Consider the following 18,350-nt stretch of genomic DNA (forward strand, 5'->3'; position numbering starts at 1 on the left):
GCGCGTCGGAGTCATTGCCATGTCGTGCGTCGAACCCCTTTCCTTGCTAATCAGATTCGATAACTGGGCGAGACTATGATCGAAGTCAAACGAGGCCTGGATCTCCCCATCGCGGGGGCGCCCGAGCAGCGTATCGAGGATGCGCGGCCGGTGCGCCACGTGGCCGTCCTGGGCACCGACTATGTCGGCATGAAGCCGACGATGGAAGTCCGGGAGGGGGATCGGGTGAAACTGGGGCAGCGCCTCTTCACCGACAAGAAGATCCCGGGAGTGACCTTCACCTCGCCGGCGGCCGGCGAGGTGGTCGAAATCAACCGTGGCGAGCGGCGTCGCCTGCTGTCGGTAGTGATCAAGGTCGATGATGCCGAGGAGCAGGTGGCGTTCACCGCCCATGGTGCCGATGCCCTGGAGCGGCTCGAGCGTCAGTCGGTGGTCGATCAGCTGGTCGAGTCCGGGCTGTGGACCGCGCTGCGCACCCGGCCCTTCTCGCGCACGCCGGCACCGGATGCCGAGCCGGCCAGCATCTTCGTCACCGCCATCGACACCCATCCGCTGGCTGCCGACCCCGCGCTGGTCATCAACGAGCAGCCCGAGGCGTTCGCCAACGGCTTGAAGGTGCTGGGGCGTCTCACTCAGGGCAAGGTGTTCCTGTGCCATGCACCGGATGCCAGGCTGCCTGGTTCCGACGTGGCCGGCGTGCAGGCCGAGAGCTTCAAGGGGCCGCATCCGGCGGGCCTGGTAGGCACCCATATCCACCATCTGTCGCCGGTCAGTCTGACGCGCCAGGTCTGGCACCTGGGCTATCAGGACGTGATCGCCATCGGCAAGCTGTTCGCCGAGGGCAAGCTCGACGTCAGCCGGGTGATCGCGCTGGGCGGACCGCGCGCCGAAAAGCCGCGCCTGATCCGCACACGGATGGGAGCGAGCTGCCGTGAGCTGCTCGACGGCGAGATCGCTTCGGCCGACAACGACACCCGCGTGATCTCGGGCTCGGTGTTCGGCGGCAAGGTCGCCGAGGGCGCGCTGAGCTATCTGGGCCGCTTCCACCAGCAGATCAGCCTGCTCGAGGAAGGCAACAAGCGCAGCTTCATGGGCTGGCTGTCGCCGGGGCGCGACCGTCACTCGGTGCTGGGTATCTATCTGTCGCGGCTGACCGGCCTGCACAACTATGCGCCGACGACCACCACCAACGGTTCCGAGCGCGCCATGGTGCCGGTGGGCGCCTACGAGGCGGTGATGCCGCTGGATATCCTGCCGACCCAGCTGCTGCGGTCGCTGATCGTCGGCGACATCGAAACGGCCATGCAGCTCGGCTGCCTCGAGCTGGATGAGGAAGACCTCGCGCTGTGCACCTATGTGTGCCCCGGCAAGTACGAGTACGGTCCCATCCTGCGCGACAATCTCACCACGATCGAGAAAGAGGCTTGATGATGGGCATCCGACAGACACTCGACAATCTCGAGCCGCACTTTCACAAGGGAGGCAAGTACGAGAAGTTCTACGCGCTCTACGAAGCCGTGGACACTATCTTCTACTCGCCCCCCGACGTCACCCGCACCACCTCGCATATCCGTGACGGCATCGATCTCAAGCGGATCATGATCACGGTGTGGTTCTGCACCTTCCCGGCGATGTTCTTCGGCATGTACAACGTCGGTCTGCAGGCCAACCAGGCCATCGCCGACGGCTACAGTGCCCTGGGTGGCTGGCGCGAGGCGGTAACCATGCTGCTGGCCAGCGGCAACGATCCGGCGAACTGGTGGGACAACTTCGTACTGGGCGCCACCTACTTCCTGCCGATCTATTTCGTGACCTTCGTGGTCGGCGGTTTCTGGGAGGTGCTGTTCGCCGTCAAGCGCGGTCACGAGGTCAACGAAGGCTTCTTCGTCACCTCGGTGCTGTATGCGCTGATCCTGCCGGCGACCATCCCGCTGTGGCAGGTGGCGCTGGGCATCACCTTCGGTGTGGTGATCGGCAAGGAAGTCTTCGGCGGTACCGGCAAGAACTTCCTCAACCCGGCACTCACCGGCCGCGCCTTCCTGTATTTCGCCTATCCGGCGCAGATTTCCGGTGACTCCGTGTGGGTGCCGGCGGACGGCTACACCGGTGCCACCGCGCTTTCCACGGCCCACGGCGACGGCATGATGGCCCTGCACCAGCAGATGAGCTGGACCGATGCCTTTTTCGGCTTCATCCCCGGGTCGATCGGCGAGGTCTCGACCCTGGCGATCCTGATCGGTGCCGCGGTGCTGCTGTGGACCAAGATCGCCTCTTGGCGGATCATGCTCGGCGTGTTCCTGGGCATGGTGGCGACCAGCTCGCTGTTCAACGTCATCGGCTCCGACACCAATGCGCTGTTCGCCATGCCCTGGTACTGGCATCTGGTGATCGGCGGCTTCGCCTTCGGCATGGTGTTCATGGCCACCGATCCGGTGTCCGCCTCGATGACCGACACCGGCAAGTGGGTGTTCGGTGCCCTGATCGGGGTCATGACCGTGCTGATCCGCGTGGTGAACCCGGCGTTCCCCGAGGGCATCATGCTGGCGATCCTGTTCGCCAACCTGTTCGCCCCGCTGATCGACCACTTCGTGGTGCAGGCCAACATCAAGCGTCGGCAGAAGCGTGAAGCGGCTGTCACGATGAGCAAGGAGACCGCCTGATGGCCAGCAACAACTCCGTCAAGAAGACCCTCACGGTCGCGTTCGCGCTGTGTATCGTCTGTTCCGTGGTGGTCGCCTCGGCAGCGGTCGTGCTGCGGCCGACCCAGCAGAAGAACCAGGAACAGGACCGCATGCGCAACCTGCTCCAGGTGGCCGAGCTCTACAAGCCCGGCAAGGATATCCGAGACCTGTACGACGAGCTGGTCACGCCGCGCGTGGTCAACCTGAAGACCGGGGAGTATGCCGAGGACAAGAACCCCGAGACCTTCAACCAGTTCGAGGCCGCCAAGGACCCGGCGCAGTCGATCACCCTGTCCGGCAGTGACGACATTGCGGGTATCGGTCGTCGCGAGAACTACGCTACGGTATATCTGGTAGGGGACCCCGACCGTCCCGACGAGATCATCGTGCCGGTTCGCGGTCAGGGGCTGTGGTCGCTGATGTCCGGCTATCTGGCCCTCAAGGGTGACGGCAACACCGTCGTTGGCCTGTCCTTCTACGATCAGGGGGAAACCCCGGGACTCGGCGGCGAGGTTGAAAATCCCAAGTGGAAGGCCCTGTGGGACGGCAAGAAGATCTATCCGGAAGACAGCATGGATCCGGCCATCAAGCTGGTGAAGGGCGGTGTCGGGCCCCAGACGCCGGATGCCATCCACAAGGTGGACGCGCTCTCCGGGGCGACCCTGACCAGCAAGGGGGTAACCCATCTGCTGCAATTCTGGCTGAGTGACGAAGGCTTCGCCGAGTACTTGGCCCGGTTCCGCGACAAGACGCAAGGAGCGTAAGCCATGGCTGCCTATACGCCCAAAGGCGTGCTGACCACGCCGATCTTCAAGAACAACCCGATCGCCCTGCAGATTCTGGGGATCTGCTCCGCGCTGGCGGTCACCAACTCCATGAGCACCTCGCTGGTCATGGGGCTGGCGGTCATCGCGGTCACGGCGTTCTCGAGTTTCTTCGTGTCCCTGATTCGCCGTCAGATCCCGTCGTCGATCCGCATCATCGTGCAGATGACGATCATCGCCTCGCTGGTCATCGTGGTCGACCAGGTGCTCAAGGCCTATGCCTACGAGATCTCCAAGCAGCTCTCGGTGTTCGTCGGCCTGATCATCACCAACTGCATCGTGATGGGCCGCGCCGAGGCCTTCGCCATGCAGAACGGGCCGGTGATGAGTTTCCTCGACGGTGTCGGCAATGGCCTCGGTTACACTGTGCTGCTGTTGGCCGTGGGCTTCTTCCGTGAGCTGTTCGGTTCCGGCAGCGTGTTCGGCTTCACCGTGCTGCAGCCGGTCAACGACGGCGGCTGGTATGTCACCAACGGCCTGCTGCTGCTGCCGCCCTCGGCGTTCTTCGTGATCGGCCTGATCATCTGGGGTCTGCGCAGCGTCAACCCGGAACAGGTCGAGGAAAACGAGTTCAAGATCACGGCCAACACCAAGGCCAAGGAGGCAGCGTAAATGTTCGAACATTACCTGAGCCTGTTCGTGAAGGCCGTGTTCGTCGAGAACATGGCCCTGGCCTTCTTCCTCGGCATGTGCACCTTCATGGCGGTGTCCAAGAAGGTCTCCTCGGCCATCGGTCTGGGCGTGGCGGTCATCGTGGTGCTGACGATCACCGTGCCGGCCAACAACCTGATCCTGCACTACCTGCTGCAGGAGGGCGCCTTGAGCTGGACCGGTGTCGAGGGCGCCGAGAACATCGACCTGTCGTTCCTCGGCCTGCTCAGCTACATCGGCGTGATCGCGGCGATCGTGCAGATCCTCGAGATGTTCCTCGACAAGTTCGTGCCCACGCTCTACAACGCGCTGGGCGTGTTCCTGCCGCTGATCACGGTCAACTGCGCGATCCTCGGCGCCTCGCTGTTCATGGTGCAGCGTGACTACAGCTTCGGCGAGTCGGTGATCTACGGCTTTGGTGCCGGTGCCGGCTGGACGCTGGCGATCACCGCGCTGGCGGGCATCCGCCAGAAGCTCAAGTACAGCGACGTGCCTGCCGGCCTGCGGGGCCTGGGCATCACCTTCATCACCGTGGGGTTGATGTCGCTGGGCTTCATGTCCTTCTCCGGCATCCAGCTGTAAGCACAACACGACAATAGGAAACCGACATGGTCGATACATCGATTATCGTGCTCGGCGTCGTCATGTTCACCGTGATCGTCATTGGCCTGGTGGCGATCATCCTGGCGGCGCGCAGCCGACTGGTGAGCAGCGGTGACGTGACCATCGAGATCAACGACGATCCCGACAACACCCTGACCACGCAGGCCGGCGGCAAGCTGCTGCAGACCCTGGCCTCCAACGGCATCTTCCTGTCCTCCGCCTGTGGCGGCGGGGGCTCCTGCGCCCAGTGCAAGTGCCGGGTCACCGAGGGGGGCGGCTCGATCCTGCCCACCGAGGAATCCCACTTCACCATGGGCGAGAAGAAGGAAGGCTGGCGACTGTCCTGCCAGGTGCCGGTCAAGCAGAACATGAAGATCGAGGTCCCCGAGGAGGTCTTCGGCGTCAAGAAGTGGGAATGCGAGGTCATCGAGAACCCCAACGTCGCCACCTTCATCAAGGAGCTCAACCTCAAGCTGCCGGAAGGCGAGGAAGTGGCCTTCCGTGCCGGCGGCTATGTGCAGCTGGTGGCACCGCCCTACGACGTCAAGTTCTCCGACTTCGATATCGAGGAGGAGTACCGGGGCGACTGGGAGAAGTTCGGCCTGTTCAATGTCTCCCACAAGAACGACGAGGAAGTGATCCGCGCCTACTCGATGGCCAACTACCCGGAAGAGAAGGGCATCCTCAAGTTCAACATCCGTATCGCCACGCCGCCGCCCAACACCAGCCATCCGCCGGGCGTGATGTCGACCTACGTCTTCAATCTCAAGGCGGGCGACAAGGTCACGGTGATGGGGCCGTTCGGCGAGTTCTTCGCCAAGGACACCGACGCCGAGATGGTGTTCATCGGCGGTGGTGCGGGCATGGCGCCGATGCGTAGCCACATCTTCGACCAGCTCAAGCGCCTGGATACCAAGCGCAAGGTCTCGTTCTGGTACGGTGCGCGCTCCTGGCGCGAGACCTTCTACAACGAGGAATACGACAAGCTGGCCGAAGAGCACGACAACTTCGAGTGGCATCTGGCGCTTTCTGACCCGCAGCCGGAAGACAACTGGACCGGGTACACGGGCTTCATTCACAACGTGCTCTACGAGAACTATCTCAAGGATCACCCGGCGCCCGAGGACTGCGAGTACTACATGTGCGGGCCGCCCATGATGAACGCGTCGGTGATCAAGATGCTGACCGACCTCGGGGTGGAGCCGGAGAACATCCTGCTGGATGACTTCGGCGGATGACCGCGCCAGTCAGACCAACCGCAACAGGGCCGCTCAAGGCCCTGTTGTCGGTAGTGGCCCTGGCAATTCTGCTGGCCGGTTGCGACGGTCGCCCGGACGTGGCGGCCCATCGCTTTCAGGGTCCGATCTTCGGTACCGGCTACCACGTTACCGTCTACGCCGCGCTCGACGAGGCCGAGGACAAGGCGCTGGGGCAGGGCATTCTCGACACGCTGCAACATGTCGACCACCTGATGTCCACCTACAAGCCGGATTCGGAACTGTCGCGCTTCAACCGCTATCCGGTCGGCGTGCCGTTCTTCCTCTCGCCGCAGACGGCCGAGGTCATCCGCGAGTCCCTGCGGATCGCTCGACTCTCCAATGATGCCTTCGACGTGACCGTGGGGCCGGCAGTCAACCTGTGGGGATTCGGTCCCGATGGGCGGCCGGACCGGGTGCCCGACCCGACCGCGCTTACCGCGGCGTTGGCGCGGATCGACATCCATGCCCTCAAGCTCGACGGCGACACGCTGACCAAGACCAAGCCGGTCTACGTCGACCTGTCGGCGATCGCCAAGGGCTACGGCACCGATCAGGTCGCCGACTACCTGGAGAAACAGGGTGTCGACAGTTATCTGGTCGAGGTGGGCGGTGAGATTCGCACTCGCGGGCAAAAGCCGGATGGCGCCGAATGGCGAATTGCCGTCGAGAAGCCGGTCTCCAGCGAGCGCAGTGTGCAACGGGTCATCGACCTGGGCACGTCGGCGGTGGCCACCTCCGGGGATTACCGCAACTATTTCGAGCAGGACGGCGTGCGCTATTCGCACACCATCGACCCGCGAACCGGCCGGCCGATCACCAACCATGTCGCCTCGGTGACGGTGATCAGCGAACGTTGTGCCACCGCGGATGCCCTGGCCACGGCGCTGACCGTGATGGGCGAGCAGGCGGCACTGGATCTGGCCGAACGGGAAAACCTGGCGGTCTACTTGATTGTCAGAACGGATGAAGGGTTCGACATTCGCATGAGTTCGGCTTTCGCGCCCTATCTTGAAGGGGCGAAGACAGTCGGCAAGGAGGAATGACATGACGATCTGGCTACTGGTACTGGGTGCCATGCTGTTGCTGGTAACCGCAATGTCGGTGGGGGTGCTGCTCGGCCGCAAGCCGATCACCGGCTCCTGTGGCGGGCTCAACAACCTCGGGCTCAAGGATGGCTGTGATATCTGCGGCGGCAAGGATGAGGTCTGCGAGGAGGAAAACCGCAAGCGCCGGGCCGGTGCCCGTCGGCAGTCCGATGAGCAGCGCGGCCTGGACCTGGGCTACGACGCGACACGCCGGTGAGCCGCGGCGGCTGGCCACGGGCGAGCCGCCGCCCCCATCTATCAGAACCAACGAGGAGACGCGAGAACTGATGGCAGTCCATAACTACGATGTGGTGGTGATCGGTACCGGGCCGGCCGGGGAGAGTGCGGCGATCAATGCGGCCAAGCATGGCAAGCGGGTGGCCATCATCGAGAAGCAGCCGGCCGTGGGCGGCAACTGCACGCACTGGGGGACGATTCCCTCCAAGGCGCTGCGCCATCAGGTCAAGCAGATCATGCAGTTCAACACCAACCGCATGTTCCGCGATATCGGCGAACCCCGTTGGTTCTCGTTTCCCCGGGTGCTCGAGCGCTCGCGGGTGACCATCGATCAGCAGGTGGAGATGCGCACCACCTTCTATGCGCGCAACCGCATCGACCTGTTCTTCGGCGTGGCCCGCTTCAAGGACGAGCACACCGTGGTGGTGCGCGACAACCACGAAGGCGCCGAGGAGCTCTGCGCCCAGAAGATCGTCGTCGCCACCGGCTCGCGTCCCTACCGGCCGGGCGACGTCAACTTTCGGCACCCGCGCATCTACTGTTCGGACACCATCCTGGGGCTCTCGCATACGCCGCGTACGCTGATCATCTACGGGGCGGGGGTCATCGGCTCCGAATACGCGTCGATCTTCTCCGGGCTGGGCGTCAAGGTCGACCTGATCGACACGCGTGATCGTCTGTTGTCGTTCCTCGACGACGAGATCAGCGACGCGCTGTCCTATCACCTGCGCCACCATGGCGTGCTGGTACGTCACAACGAGGAGTACGAGAAGGTCGAGGGTGACGAGTCCGGCGTGGTGGTACACCTGAAGTCGGGCAAGAAACTGCGCGCCGACGCCTTCCTGTGGGCCAACGGCCGTACCGGCAACACCGACGAGCTGGGTCTGGAGACCATCGGCCTGGAGGCCAACGGCCGCGGTCAGCTGACCGTCGATGATCACTATCGCACGGCGATCCCGCACATCTATGCCGTGGGCGACGTGATCGGCTGGCCGAGCCTGGCCAGTGCCGCCTATGACCAGGGGCGCAGCGCCAGCGACGAATTCCTCGATGAGCCGTTTCGCTTCGTTACCGACATACCCACCGGCATCTACACGATTCCCGAGATCAGCTCGGTGGGGCGTACCGAACGCGAACTCACCGAAGCGAAGGTGCCCTACGAGGTGGCGCAGGCCTTCTTCAAGGATACCGCCCGCGCCCAGATCACCGGCGATACCGTGGGTATGCTGAAGATCCTCTTCCATCGCGAGACGCTGGAGATTCTCGGCATCCACTGCTTCGGCGACCAGGCCTCCGAGATCGTGCACATTGGCCAGGCGATCATGCAGCAGCCGGGCGAGGCCAACAGCCTCAAGTACTTCATCAATACCACCTTCAACTATCCCACCATGGCGGAAGCCTACCGGGTGGCCGCCCAGAACGGTCTCAATCGCCTGTTCTGAGCGCCGGCAGTTTTCGGGCACAGCGTCGGGCCCGCCACAGCGCGGGCCTGCATGTTCATCTCATCGCGACAGGAGGTCAGGATGCGCAAGGAACGTGACCCGCAGAGCAACGACTGGATCTTCACCATCGGCCACGAGGAACTGGTGATCCATCGGCGCTACGAGGTCCTGAGCATCATCAACGATGCCATGCTGGGGATCTGGTTCACCGTCGGCAGCATCTGCTTCTTCTACGAAGGCTTCCTCAAGACACTGGGCGTCTGGCTGTTCGTGATCGGCAGTGTGCAGTTGCTGATTCGTCCCATGATTCGCCTGCATCGCTACGTGTATTTCAAGCGGATGCCTGATACCGACCAGGACTACTGACTCGCCGGGGGCGCACCCTTACCGGCTGCGGTAACGGTAGACGCGCAGGCTGGGCAGGAAGACGTCTTCCTCGAGGCGCTCGTCGCTGCGCTTGGCGCGGGTGCGGCCTTCCGGCGGGCGGGGCAGCGGCGTGTTGTGCTGTGGCAATCGTGCGTTCGGGGCGGGAATGAACAGCGGCAGGGGCAGGTTCATGGCGCGCCGCTCACGGCCGTCGGCGAGCGGTTCGGCGAAAAACAGGTTGGCGCGCATCACCGGCGCCTGTTTCTGGACCTGGGCCAGTGGCTCGCTCGACGGCAGCCTGGCGAGCTGTTCCAGCTGGATGCGAATGTGCGCTGCCTCACTGTCCATCGCCAACAGCCGCTGCTCGGCCTCGCGCACGCTGAGACGCTTGATCGAACGGCCACTCGAGTACCAGGCCAGGCGAACCCGGGACAGGGGGGCGTCGGCGACGGGAATGTGCCGCCAGCACTGCTTGAGATGCAGGCGGGCCAGCCCCTGGCCGCGCAGGTGCTGGTGCAGGGCCGGGTGGCGGAAGGGCAGCACGGCCTTGGCTTCGGGGATCAGGCCGGCGGCCTGATCGCGGATCTCGCCCAACTTGGTGGCGAAGGCGGACTTGCACCGGTTGACCTCACCCACGGCGTCGAGCAGCGCGTCGTCGGCGGCGACCAGGCCCACGTAGCTGCGTGTGGCCCGGCCATCCTGGCCGTCGTGATACCAGACGTCGAAGAGGGCGCCTTCCAGCCAGTCGCGGTCCGGTGTCGGCGTGTCCAGTGCCCAGGCCTCGCGAGGCGCGTCGGCGTAGACATCGAGCAGCCGGTGAGTGGCGTCTATCAGCGAATCGAAGGCGGCTTCGAGTTCGGCCATCAGGCGATACTGGACTTCCATCGGGCTATTCCTTTTTATACCGTTATCTTTGTGCGTCCAGAATAGCTGTCAGGTTGGCAGTTGTCACGCCGCCCGCGCGCCATGGCGACGGGCGGCGGTCATCGATCAGGATTCCACGAGTTCCCGAGGGTCGCGGCCGATCGGGTGGGGCTCTTGGCGGGCTTTTGCCAGCTCGATCTGACGCTGGCGCTCGGCGGCGCGTGCCCGGGTCTTCTCCGAGAGCGAATCCCAGCAGTGCGGGCAGCTCACGCCGGGTTCGTACTTTTCGGACGCCCGGTCGGCCTCGGAGATGGGGCGGCGACAGGCATGGCACTGGTCGTATTCGCCCTCGCTGAGATCGTGCCGAACGGTCACGCGGTTGTCGAAGACGAAGCAGTCGCCGCGCCACAGTGACTGTTCTTCGGGGACCTTCTCGAGATAGTTGAGGATGCCGCCCTTGAGGTGGTAGACCTCCTCGAATCCGGCGTCGAGCATGAAGCTCGACGCCTTCTCGCAGCGAATGCCGCCGGTGCAGAACATGGCTACCTTCTTGTGGCGGCTGGGGTCGTAGTGCGCCTTGATGTACTCGGGGAACTCACGGAACGACTTGGTTCGCGGGTCGACGGCGCCCTCGAAGCTGCCGATTTCCACTTCGTAGTCGTTGCGGGTGTCGATCACCAGTACCTCGGGGTCACTGATCACGTCGTTCCACCGTTCGGGATCGACGTAGGTGCCGACCTGGCGGTTGGGATCGACGCCGGGTACGCCGAGGGTGACGATCTCGCGCTTGAGCTTGACCTTGGTGCGATAGAAGGGATGCGTCTCGCAGTAGGACTCCTTGTGGTCGAGCCCGGCCAGGCGCGGGTCCGCCTTGAGCCAGTCGAGCAGGGCGTCGATGCCCTCGCGAGGGGCGGAGACGGTGCCGTTGATGCCTTCCTCGGCAAGCAGCAGCGTTCCCTTGACGTCATTGGCCTGCATCACGGCGAGCAGCGGCTCGCGCAGTTCCTGATAATCGGTCAGCGTGACGAACTTGTACATCGCCGCCACGACGATGGAATCACTCATGCAGAAGCTCCAGTCAGTCGTCCGCGTAAAGGACGGTCCGGATGGGTATCGAGAGCGGTGGTTGGCACCGCGCGGCGCTATTCTACGGCAAACGGCCGAGACGCGCAGCACGGCGGGGTGTCGCTGGGGCAGGACGGGCGATGCCGCAGCAGTCGCCCGTCAGAATGCGCAAGGCGGTCGGGCGATCAGCGGTCGCGATAGCGCCGGGTCAGGTCGCCGTAGGCATCGATGCGCCGGTCACGCAGGTAGGGCCACATACGGCGGACGTTCTCGCTGCCGGCCATGTCGAGTTCGACCAGCAGGTTCTCGGGCTCGTCGCCGGCATGGGCCAGCAGTTCGCCCTGGGGGCCGCAGATGAAGCTGCCGCCCCAGAAATCGATGCCGGGTGTGACCCCGCTGTGGTCGGCTTCGTGACCGACGCGATTGGCGACCAGCACCGGCAGGCCGTTGGCCACGCCGTGAGCGCGCTGGATCAGCGTCCAGGCGTCCTTCTGGCGGCCTTTCTCCGGCAGGTCGTCGGGCGGATGCCAGCCGATGGCGGTCGGATAGAGCAGCAGCTCGGCGCCGGCCAGTGCCATCAGGCGTGCCGCTTCCGGATACCACTGATCCCAGCACACCAGCACGCCGAGGCGGCCCACCGAGGTGTCGATGGGTTCGAACCCCTGCTCGGCATCGGCGTCACCCGGGGTGAAGTAGAACTTCTCGTAGAAGCCGGGGTCGTCGGGGATGTGCATCTTGCGGTAGTGGCCGACCCGGCCGCGGGCCCGGTCCATCACCACGGCGGTGTTGTGATAGACCCCGGCGGCACGCCGCTCGAAGATCGAGCCGACCAGCACGATGTCCAGCTCCCGGGCCAGTTCGGCCAGGCGCGTGGCGGTGGGGCCGTCCAGTGCTTCGGCCTGGTCGAACAGTGCCGGGTCCTCGTACTGGCAGAAGTAGTGCGTGGCGTGCAGCTCCTGCAGCAGCACCAGTTCGGCGCCCCGGGCGGCCAGGTCGCGAATGCCGGCTTCGCTGGCGGCCAAGCTGCGCGCCTTGTCGGGCCAGGCAGCCTGCTGGACCAGGCCGACCTTGAGGGTCTTCGTCATGTCAGCGCTCCTCTTCTAATGGCGTCGCGTCGGCGGCGTTCAGGCTGCCCCGCGGTAACTGCATGGTCAGGCAGTGTAGGCTGCCATGCTGGCGGATCACAGTACGGCAGTCGATGGGCACGATGTCCCGGTCGGGAAACGCCTCGCCCAGTGCTGCGAGTGCCCGGGTGTCGGCCGGGTCGGCGTAGGTGGGCACCAGCACCGCCGCGTCGAGGATCAGGAAGTTGGCATAGGTCGCCGGCAGTCGGTGGCCGTCCTCGGGGTCGTGGCAGGGCCTTGGCCAGGGCAGCGGGATCAGCCGGTAGGGCGAGCCGTCGCGTCGGCGCAGCGCCTGAAGTTCGCGCTCCATCGCCTTGAATTCCGCATGGTGCGGGTCCTGTGGATCGTCGCAGCGCACGTAGGCGATGGTCCGGGCATCGCAGAAGCGCGCCAGGGTATCGATGTGGCTGTCGGTGTCGTCGCCCTCGAGATGGCCGTGACGCAGCCAGAGCACGCGGTCGACCCCGAAGTCCTCGCGCAGACGCGCCTCGATCGCCGCCCGGTCCAGCGTCGGGTTGCGATTGGGGTTGAGCAGGCAGGCCTCGGTGGTCAGCAGCGTGCCCTCGCCGTCGGTCTCGATGGCGCCCCCCTCGAGCACCAGGTCGCGGGACTCCACCGGGGCGGCGAAGCAGCCGGATCCGGCCAGGCGGCGGGTCAGGGCATTGTCGCGGGCGGCGGGAAACTTGCCGCCCCAGCCGGTGAAACGATAGTCGAGCAGTACCACCCGGCCGTCGCGCTCGACGGCGATGGGGCCGTGGTCGCGGGCCCAGGTGTCGTCGCTGGGGGCCACGGCGATGCGCAGGCGCGCGACAGGCACGCCGAGGTGATCGAAACGGGCTCTCAGGCGTTCCCGGACGGTCGCGTCGGCCACCGTGATCAACACGGCCTGATAGCGGGCGATGGCCACCGTCATGGCTTCCAGGGTCGCCTCGATGCACGCCAACAGGGTCGCCCAGTCGCTCTCGGCGGTGGGCCAGGTAAGCTGAATGGCATCCTGCGGGTGCCATTCGGGGAACAGACGCTGCGTCATGGTGTCTCCTGAAGCCGAGAACGCGCCCGTGGGGCAGGCGGCGGCATTTTAGACGTCGCCGTGTGCGTTGCAAGCCTTTCGTCGCGTCGGGGCTCGATGCGTCGGCGCCGAAAAAACCGTACCATGGGTCGCCTGTCGACAAGGAACCGAAGTTGATGCTGGATCGCCTACCTTTTCTGATCGGATTGCGCTACGTGCGCGCCAAGCGCCGCAATCACTTCATCTCGTTCATCTCGCTGACCTCGATGCTGGGCCTGACGCTGGGCGTGGCGGTGCTGATCCTGGTGCTCTCGGTGATGAACGGCTTCGACCACGAACTGCGCACCCGCGTGCTGGGCATGGTGCCCCACACGCGCATCGAGAAACCCGCGGGGATGAGTGACTGGAAGCCGCTTGCCGAGCGCCTGACCCAGCGCAAGCACGTTGTCGCCGCGGCGCCCTATGTCGAGCAGCAGGGCATGCTGGCGGCCGGGGGCAACACCCAGGGCGCCATGGTGTGGGGTATAAAGCCCGACTACGAGAAGCGTGTGTCGATCATCGACCAGCATATGCAACAGGGCAGCCTCGACGACTTGGCTCCCGGGGAATGGCATGTCGTGCTCGGTGATCTGCTGGCGCGCAATCTGGGCGTGGGAGTCGGCGACCGGGTGACGCTGCTGGTGCCCGAGGCCTCGATCACCCCGGGCGGGGTCTTCCCGCGCATGAAGCGCTTCACGGTGAGCGGCATCTTCAAGGTGGGCGCGGACCTTGACGCCCGTCTGGCCTACGCCAACATCCAGGATATGCAGAAGCTCGCCCGGATGGGCGACAACGTCGGCGGGCTGCGCCTCGAACTCGACGACCTGTTCCTGGCCGGCAGTGTCACCCAGTCGATTCTCAACGAGCTGGGCTACGGCTATCGCGGCATGGACTGGACCTACACCCACGGCAACCTGTTTCAGGCGATCCAGATGGAGAAGCGCATGATCGGGTTGCTGCTGATGGTGATCGTCGCGGTGGCGGCCTTCAACATCGTCTCGACGCTGGTGATGGTGGTGACCGACAAGCACGCCGACATCGCCATCCTGCGCACCATCGGTGCCACGCCACGGACCATCATGGGCATCTTCATCGTCCAGGGACTGGCCATCGGCCTGATCGGCATTCTCATCGGCGTGGGGCTGGGCATCGTCCTGGCGCTGTCGGTGTCCGACATCATCGCCTGGTTCGAATCGGTCACCGGCATCCAGTTCCTGGACCCCAACGTCTACTTCATCAGCTATCTGCCCTCGCGGCTCGAATGGAGCGATGTGGGCATCATCGTTGCCACGGCCTTCGGGCTGAGTTTCCTGTCGACGCTGTATCCCGCCTGGCGGGCGTCACGCGTGCAACCCGCGGAGGTCCTGCGCTATGAGTGATCCGATCTCTTCCGTCGCCGCGCCCGACATGGCACAGCGCGAGGTCATGCTGGCCTGCGAGGGGCTGACCAAGGTCTACCGCGAGGGGCCGCAGGACGTCACCGTGCTCAACGGGCTCGACCTGGCGGTGCGGGCCGGCGAGCGCATCGCCGTGGTGGGCAGCTCGGGCTCCGGCAAGACCACGCTGCTCAACCTGCTGGGCGGGCTCGACCGGCCCACCGCGGGCACGGTGCGGGTCGCCGGCCAGTCGCTGGCCGAGCTGGGCGAGGCGGCCCTGGGGCGCTTCCGCAACCGGCATATCGGCTTCGTCTACCAGTTTCACCACCTGCTGGCCGAATTCACCGCCTGCGAGAACGTGGCCCTGCCCCTGATGATCCGGGGCGAGAAGCGCCGCGAGGCGCAGCAGCGGGCGCTGGCCATCCTCGAGCGGGTCGGCATGGCGCCGCGCGCCGACCACAAGCCGGGCGAGCTCTCCGGCGGCGAGCGCCAGCGGGTGGCGATCGCCCGGGCGCTGATCACCGACCCGAGCCTGATGCTGATGGACGAGCCCACCGGCAACCTGGATCAGACCACCGCGGCGAGCATCCTCGGCCTGATGGACGAGCTGGCGGCGACGGCGGCCTGCGCCTTTGTGGTGGTGACCCATGACCCGGGACTGGCCGCGCACCAGGACCGCGTGATGCACCTCGACCTGGGCCACCTGACCGAGACCTGACCGAGGCGGGCCGCGCCGGAGGCCTAGGCGGAAGGCGGTCGTCCGGCGTGGGCCGCCCGGGCCCGCCGGCGGCGGCGCTGGCGACGCCGCCAGCTGCGCGCCACGTGCCAGCGCCAGATCAGGCGGATCGCCACGTTGGCCACCACCCCGGTGACCACCGCGGCGACCAGCGAGCCGAGCAGCAGCGGCGGCAGGATCTCGGCCATCTTGGCGGCGATCCAGTGGGTGCTGAACTGGTCGGGAGCGGGGCGCGCCGGGGTGTTCAGAAGCCAGGCGCCCAGCCGATAGTTGCCGTAGAAGATCAGCGGCATGGTCAGCGGGTTGGTCAGCCAGACCAGCCCGACCGACAGCGGCAGGTTGCAGCGCAGCAGCCAGGCGCCGGCGGCGGCGACCACCATCTGGAAGGGCATCGGCAGCAGGGCGCAGAACAGGCCGACCATGAAGGCATTGCCCACCGAGCGGCGGGTCAGCATCCACAGCGTGGCATTGCCGATCAGGTGGCTCATGAAACGCAGCGAGCGATTGCGCTGCAGGGTTTCCGGGTGAGGCATGTAGCGCTGGAGAAGACGGCGCGGCATGGTATCGCTCGCTGTATCGGGTTCGGTCATTATCCATAGTTGGCCCGCCTTCTGCCATGTCCGCGTGTCAGTGAGGAGCGTCGTCCATCGTCTCGTTGTCCTTTCCTCGTTTCCCCGCGCCGAGCCTGGCCGTCGGCCTGGCGCTGGCCGCCGTGTCGGGCAGCCTGGCGGGCTGGTGGGCGCCGCCCGGTCTGCCGGGGTTCCTGGCCGTCGCCGTGCTGCTCGGCCTGGCGGCGGGGCGTTACCGGCTCGTCGTGCTGTTGCTGGTCATGGGCCTGACGGCACTGGCGATCGGCGAGGCGCGGCAAGCGCGTCTGCCAGAAGGGTTGTCGCGGCAGGACCTGCGGGTGACCGCCACCATCACCCAGTGGCAGCGGGACGGGTCGCTGGCCCGGCTGCGCCTGGCCGTGTCGGACTGCCGGCCCCTGGCGGCGGTGCGTCCGGACTGCCGGCGGCTCGAGCGGGTGCGGGTCAGCTGGTACGATCCGCCGGCCCTGGCGACGGGCGATGTCTGGTCCCTGACACTGCGGCTGCGACCGCCGGCCGGCTTCGCCAACCCCCACACCTTCGACTATGGCGCCTGGCTGTGGCGCGAGGGCATCGGCGCCACCGGCTATGTGCGCGACGCGCCACCCCCGCGGCGGCTCGTGGCCGGCAGGCCCGGCGTGCGCGAGGCGGCGCTGGCGCATCTCGACCAGCGGGTCGCTGACCCGCTGACCCGGCGCTGGCTGGGGGCGCTGACCCTGGGGGCGTCCGAGCGGCTGACGGAGGCCGACTGGGACCTGCTCAATGCCACCGGCACCACGCATGTGATGGTGATCTCGGGGCTGCACGTGGGGCTCGTCGCGACGCTGATGCTGTGGCTGGCGCGCGGGGTGGCCCGGCTGGTCATGCCCGCTCGCTGGCGGCTGGCGGTGTGGCCCTGGTGGGCGGCGGCGCTGGCCGCGGTGGGCTACGGCTGGCTGGCGGGGCTGGAGCCGCCCACGCTGCGCGCCATCATCATGACCCTGATCGGCCTGTGGGTGGCCAGCGGCCGCCATGCGCCGGGCCCCTGGCAGGGCTGGTGGCTGGCGCTCGCATTGGTGGTGGCGATCGACCCGCTGTCGCTGTGGCGCCCGGGGCTGTGGCTGTCGTTCACCGCCGTGGCGCTGCTCATCCTGGCCTGGCAGGGGCGCCGACGGCCCGCCGGTCGGCGAGGCTGGTGCCTGGCCCTGCTGCGTACCCAGCTGCTGCTGTCGCCGCTGATGGCGGCGGCCGTGCTGCTCGCCTTCGGTCGGCTGGCTCCGGCGGCCCCCCTGGTCAACCTGCTGATCGTGCCGCTGGTCGGCAGCCTGCTGGTGCCCCTGGGGCTGGCCGGCTGGATGGCGGCGCCCGTGCCGCCGCTGGCGTCGTTGTGCTGGCAGGGCTTTGGCTGGCTGGCCCACGGGCTGCACGCCGCCCTGGTGGCGACGGCCGGTGCCGTTCCGCTGTGGGAGCCGCCGGGCTGGGCGATCTGGCCGACGGCGCTGGCGCTGATCCTGATCACGCTGCTCTGGGGGCTGCCTGGGGTCACGGCGGTGCCCCGCTGGCTGGGCAGCCTGACGCTGGCCGTGCTGGTCGTGACCCTGGCCCCGCCCGACATGGCGAAGGGCCGGTTGCGCCTGCGGGTGCAGGACGTCGGCCAGGGGCAGCTGGTCGAGCTGCGCACCGCCCATCACCGGCTGCTCTACGACACCGGGCCACGATTTCGTTCCGGCTTCATGCCGCTGTCCACTCTCTGGCCGGCGGGGCAGCACTTCGATGCCGTGATCGTCAGCCACGGGGATCGCGACCATGCCGGCGGCGTACCCGAGCTGGTGGCCCGGCATGCGGTGGCGCGCTGGTACTCGCCGCTGGCGGACCGGCCATCAACCGCCGGCGAGGACGCCGAGCGACGGCGCTGCCGAGCCGGACGCGGATGGCGCTGGGACGGTGTGCGCTTCCGGTTCCTCTGGCCGCGCGGGACGCCTCCCGAAAAGCCTCGCAACGATCGCTCCTGCGTGCTGCTGGTGACGGCGGCCAACGGCGAGCAGGCCCTGATCAGCGGGGATGCCACCACGGCCGTCGAGACGCGTCTGCTGGATACGGTGCCACGGAACGTGACGGTGCTGGTGGCCGGGCATCACGGCAGTGCCACCAGTTCGTCGCCGGCCTGGGTGGCGACGACCCGGCCGCGACAGGTCGTGTTCAGCGCGGGGCGGGACAATCCCCACGGCCACCCCCGTCCCGCGGTGGTGAGGCGCTACCGGCGCGCCGGCAGCTGCCTGTGGAACACGGCGCTGGACGGCGCGGTGACCCTGTGGCTGGGCGGCGGACCCGCACCGGCGGTGACCACTCGGCGAGCCCTGCCGGGCGGGGGCGAGAGTGTCGGAGGGGACTGCCATGCGATAGAATCGCCGCACTGAAATCGG

At 66.5% G+C, this 18,350-nt stretch carries 18 protein-coding genes; 13 read left to right on the forward strand and 5 right to left on the reverse strand.

Annotation, left to right across the window (positions count from 1 at the left end; genetic code table 11):
- Positions 1 to 75 precede the first annotated feature (75 nt).
- The 10 genes from ACTCB7_RS12160 to ACTCB7_RS12205 all read left to right on the forward strand — a co-directional run bounded on the left by ACTCB7_RS12160 (position 76) and on the right by ACTCB7_RS12205 (position 9,148).
- Positions 76 to 1,428, forward strand: a complete 1,353-nt coding sequence (locus ACTCB7_RS12160; protein ID WP_463006877.1) for a Na(+)-translocating NADH-quinone reductase subunit A — start codon at positions 76 to 78, stop codon at positions 1,426 to 1,428.
- A complete protein-coding gene (locus ACTCB7_RS12165; protein WP_463006878.1) occupies positions 1,428 to 2,660 on the forward strand; it encodes an NADH:ubiquinone reductase (Na(+)-transporting) subunit B in 1,233 nt (410 codons plus the stop codon). The genes ACTCB7_RS12160 and ACTCB7_RS12165 overlap by 1 nt, the downstream gene beginning before the upstream one ends.
- Complete coding sequence (locus tag ACTCB7_RS12170; RefSeq protein ID WP_463006879.1) at positions 2,660 to 3,445, forward strand: Na(+)-translocating NADH-quinone reductase subunit C; 786 nt, start codon at positions 2,660 to 2,662, stop codon at positions 3,443 to 3,445. Before ACTCB7_RS12165 ends, ACTCB7_RS12170 begins: the two co-directional genes overlap by 1 nt.
- Before the next feature lie 3 nt (positions 3,446 to 3,448).
- Positions 3,449 to 4,117, forward strand: a complete 669-nt coding sequence (locus tag ACTCB7_RS12175; protein ID WP_463006880.1) for an NADH:ubiquinone reductase (Na(+)-transporting) subunit D — start codon at positions 3,449 to 3,451, stop codon at positions 4,115 to 4,117.
- Positions 4,118 to 4,738: an NADH:ubiquinone reductase (Na(+)-transporting) subunit E gene (gene nqrE, locus ACTCB7_RS12180; RefSeq protein WP_463006881.1), complete on the forward strand. Its 621-nt coding sequence runs from the start codon at positions 4,118 to 4,120 to the stop codon at positions 4,736 to 4,738.
- Positions 4,739 to 4,764: 26 nt separating this feature from the next.
- The gene (gene nqrF, locus ACTCB7_RS12185; RefSeq protein ID WP_463006882.1) at positions 4,765 to 5,997 is read left to right on the forward strand and encodes an NADH:ubiquinone reductase (Na(+)-transporting) subunit F; all 1,233 of its coding nucleotides are present in this window, start codon (positions 4,765 to 4,767) and stop codon (positions 5,995 to 5,997) included.
- On the forward strand, positions 5,994 to 7,061 hold the full coding sequence (locus tag ACTCB7_RS12190; RefSeq protein ID WP_463006883.1) for an FAD:protein FMN transferase: 1,068 nt from the start codon (positions 5,994 to 5,996) through the stop codon (positions 7,059 to 7,061). Before nqrF ends, ACTCB7_RS12190 begins: the two co-directional genes overlap by 4 nt.
- A 1-nt stretch (position 7,062) precedes the next feature.
- Entirely contained in the window at positions 7,063 to 7,320 is a 258-nt protein-coding gene (nqrM, locus tag ACTCB7_RS12195) for a (Na+)-NQR maturation NqrM (protein WP_463006884.1), read from the forward strand.
- A gap of 70 nt (positions 7,321 to 7,390) precedes the next feature.
- Positions 7,391 to 8,782 carry a Si-specific NAD(P)(+) transhydrogenase gene (gene sthA, locus ACTCB7_RS12200; protein WP_463006885.1) on the forward strand — a complete coding sequence of 464 codons (1,392 nt, stop codon included), beginning with the start codon at positions 7,391 to 7,393 and terminating at the stop codon, positions 8,780 to 8,782.
- An 81-nt stretch (positions 8,783 to 8,863) separates the two neighbouring features.
- Entirely contained in the window at positions 8,864 to 9,148 is a 285-nt protein-coding gene (locus tag ACTCB7_RS12205; protein ID WP_463006886.1) for a YrhK family protein, read from the forward strand.
- 18 nt (positions 9,149 to 9,166) lie between these two features.
- On the opposite strand, the gene ACTCB7_RS12210 is transcribed toward ACTCB7_RS12205, so the two are convergent.
- The 4 genes from ACTCB7_RS12210 to ACTCB7_RS12225 form a co-directional block, all read right to left on the reverse strand.
- The gene (locus ACTCB7_RS12210) at positions 9,167 to 10,033 is read right to left on the reverse strand and encodes a DNA replication terminus site-binding protein (protein WP_463006887.1); all 867 of its coding nucleotides are present in this window, start codon (positions 10,031 to 10,033) and stop codon (positions 9,167 to 9,169) included.
- 105 nt (positions 10,034 to 10,138) lie between these two features.
- Entirely contained in the window at positions 10,139 to 11,077 is a 939-nt protein-coding gene (gene trhO, locus ACTCB7_RS12215; protein WP_463006888.1) for an oxygen-dependent tRNA uridine(34) hydroxylase TrhO, read from the reverse strand.
- A gap of 185 nt (positions 11,078 to 11,262) precedes the next feature.
- Positions 11,263 to 12,162 carry a carbon-nitrogen hydrolase gene (locus ACTCB7_RS12220; RefSeq protein ID WP_463006889.1) on the reverse strand — a complete coding sequence of 300 codons (900 nt, stop codon included), beginning with the start codon at positions 12,160 to 12,162 and terminating at the stop codon, positions 11,263 to 11,265.
- Between the two features lies 1 nt (position 12,163).
- Positions 12,164 to 13,231 carry an agmatine deiminase family protein gene (locus tag ACTCB7_RS12225; protein ID WP_463006890.1) on the reverse strand — a complete coding sequence of 356 codons (1,068 nt, stop codon included), beginning with the start codon at positions 13,229 to 13,231 and terminating at the stop codon, positions 12,164 to 12,166.
- A 155-nt stretch (positions 13,232 to 13,386) separates the two neighbouring features.
- On the opposite strand from ACTCB7_RS12225, the gene ACTCB7_RS12230 reads away from it, so the two are divergent.
- Positions 13,387 to 14,628, forward strand: a complete 1,242-nt coding sequence (locus ACTCB7_RS12230) for a lipoprotein-releasing ABC transporter permease subunit (RefSeq protein WP_463006891.1) — start codon at positions 13,387 to 13,389, stop codon at positions 14,626 to 14,628.
- Entirely contained in the window at positions 14,621 to 15,343 is a 723-nt protein-coding gene (locus tag ACTCB7_RS12235; protein ID WP_463006892.1) for an ABC transporter ATP-binding protein, read from the forward strand. Before ACTCB7_RS12230 ends, ACTCB7_RS12235 begins: the two co-directional genes overlap by 8 nt.
- A 23-nt stretch (positions 15,344 to 15,366) precedes the next feature.
- Here the strand turns inward: ACTCB7_RS12235 and ACTCB7_RS12240 are convergent, their stop codons facing one another.
- A complete protein-coding gene (locus ACTCB7_RS12240) occupies positions 15,367 to 15,921 on the reverse strand; it encodes a DUF2062 domain-containing protein (protein WP_463006893.1) in 555 nt (184 codons plus the stop codon).
- 95 nt (positions 15,922 to 16,016) lie between these two features.
- Between ACTCB7_RS12240 and ACTCB7_RS12245 the strand changes: the two genes are divergently transcribed.
- Positions 16,017 to 18,344 (forward strand): DNA internalization-related competence protein ComEC/Rec2, encoded by a 2,328-nt coding sequence (locus ACTCB7_RS12245; RefSeq protein ID WP_463006894.1) that lies wholly within the window; start codon positions 16,017 to 16,019, stop codon positions 18,342 to 18,344.
- Positions 18,345 to 18,350 lie beyond the last annotated feature (6 nt).

Source organism: Modicisalibacter sp., from assembly GCF_055145905.1.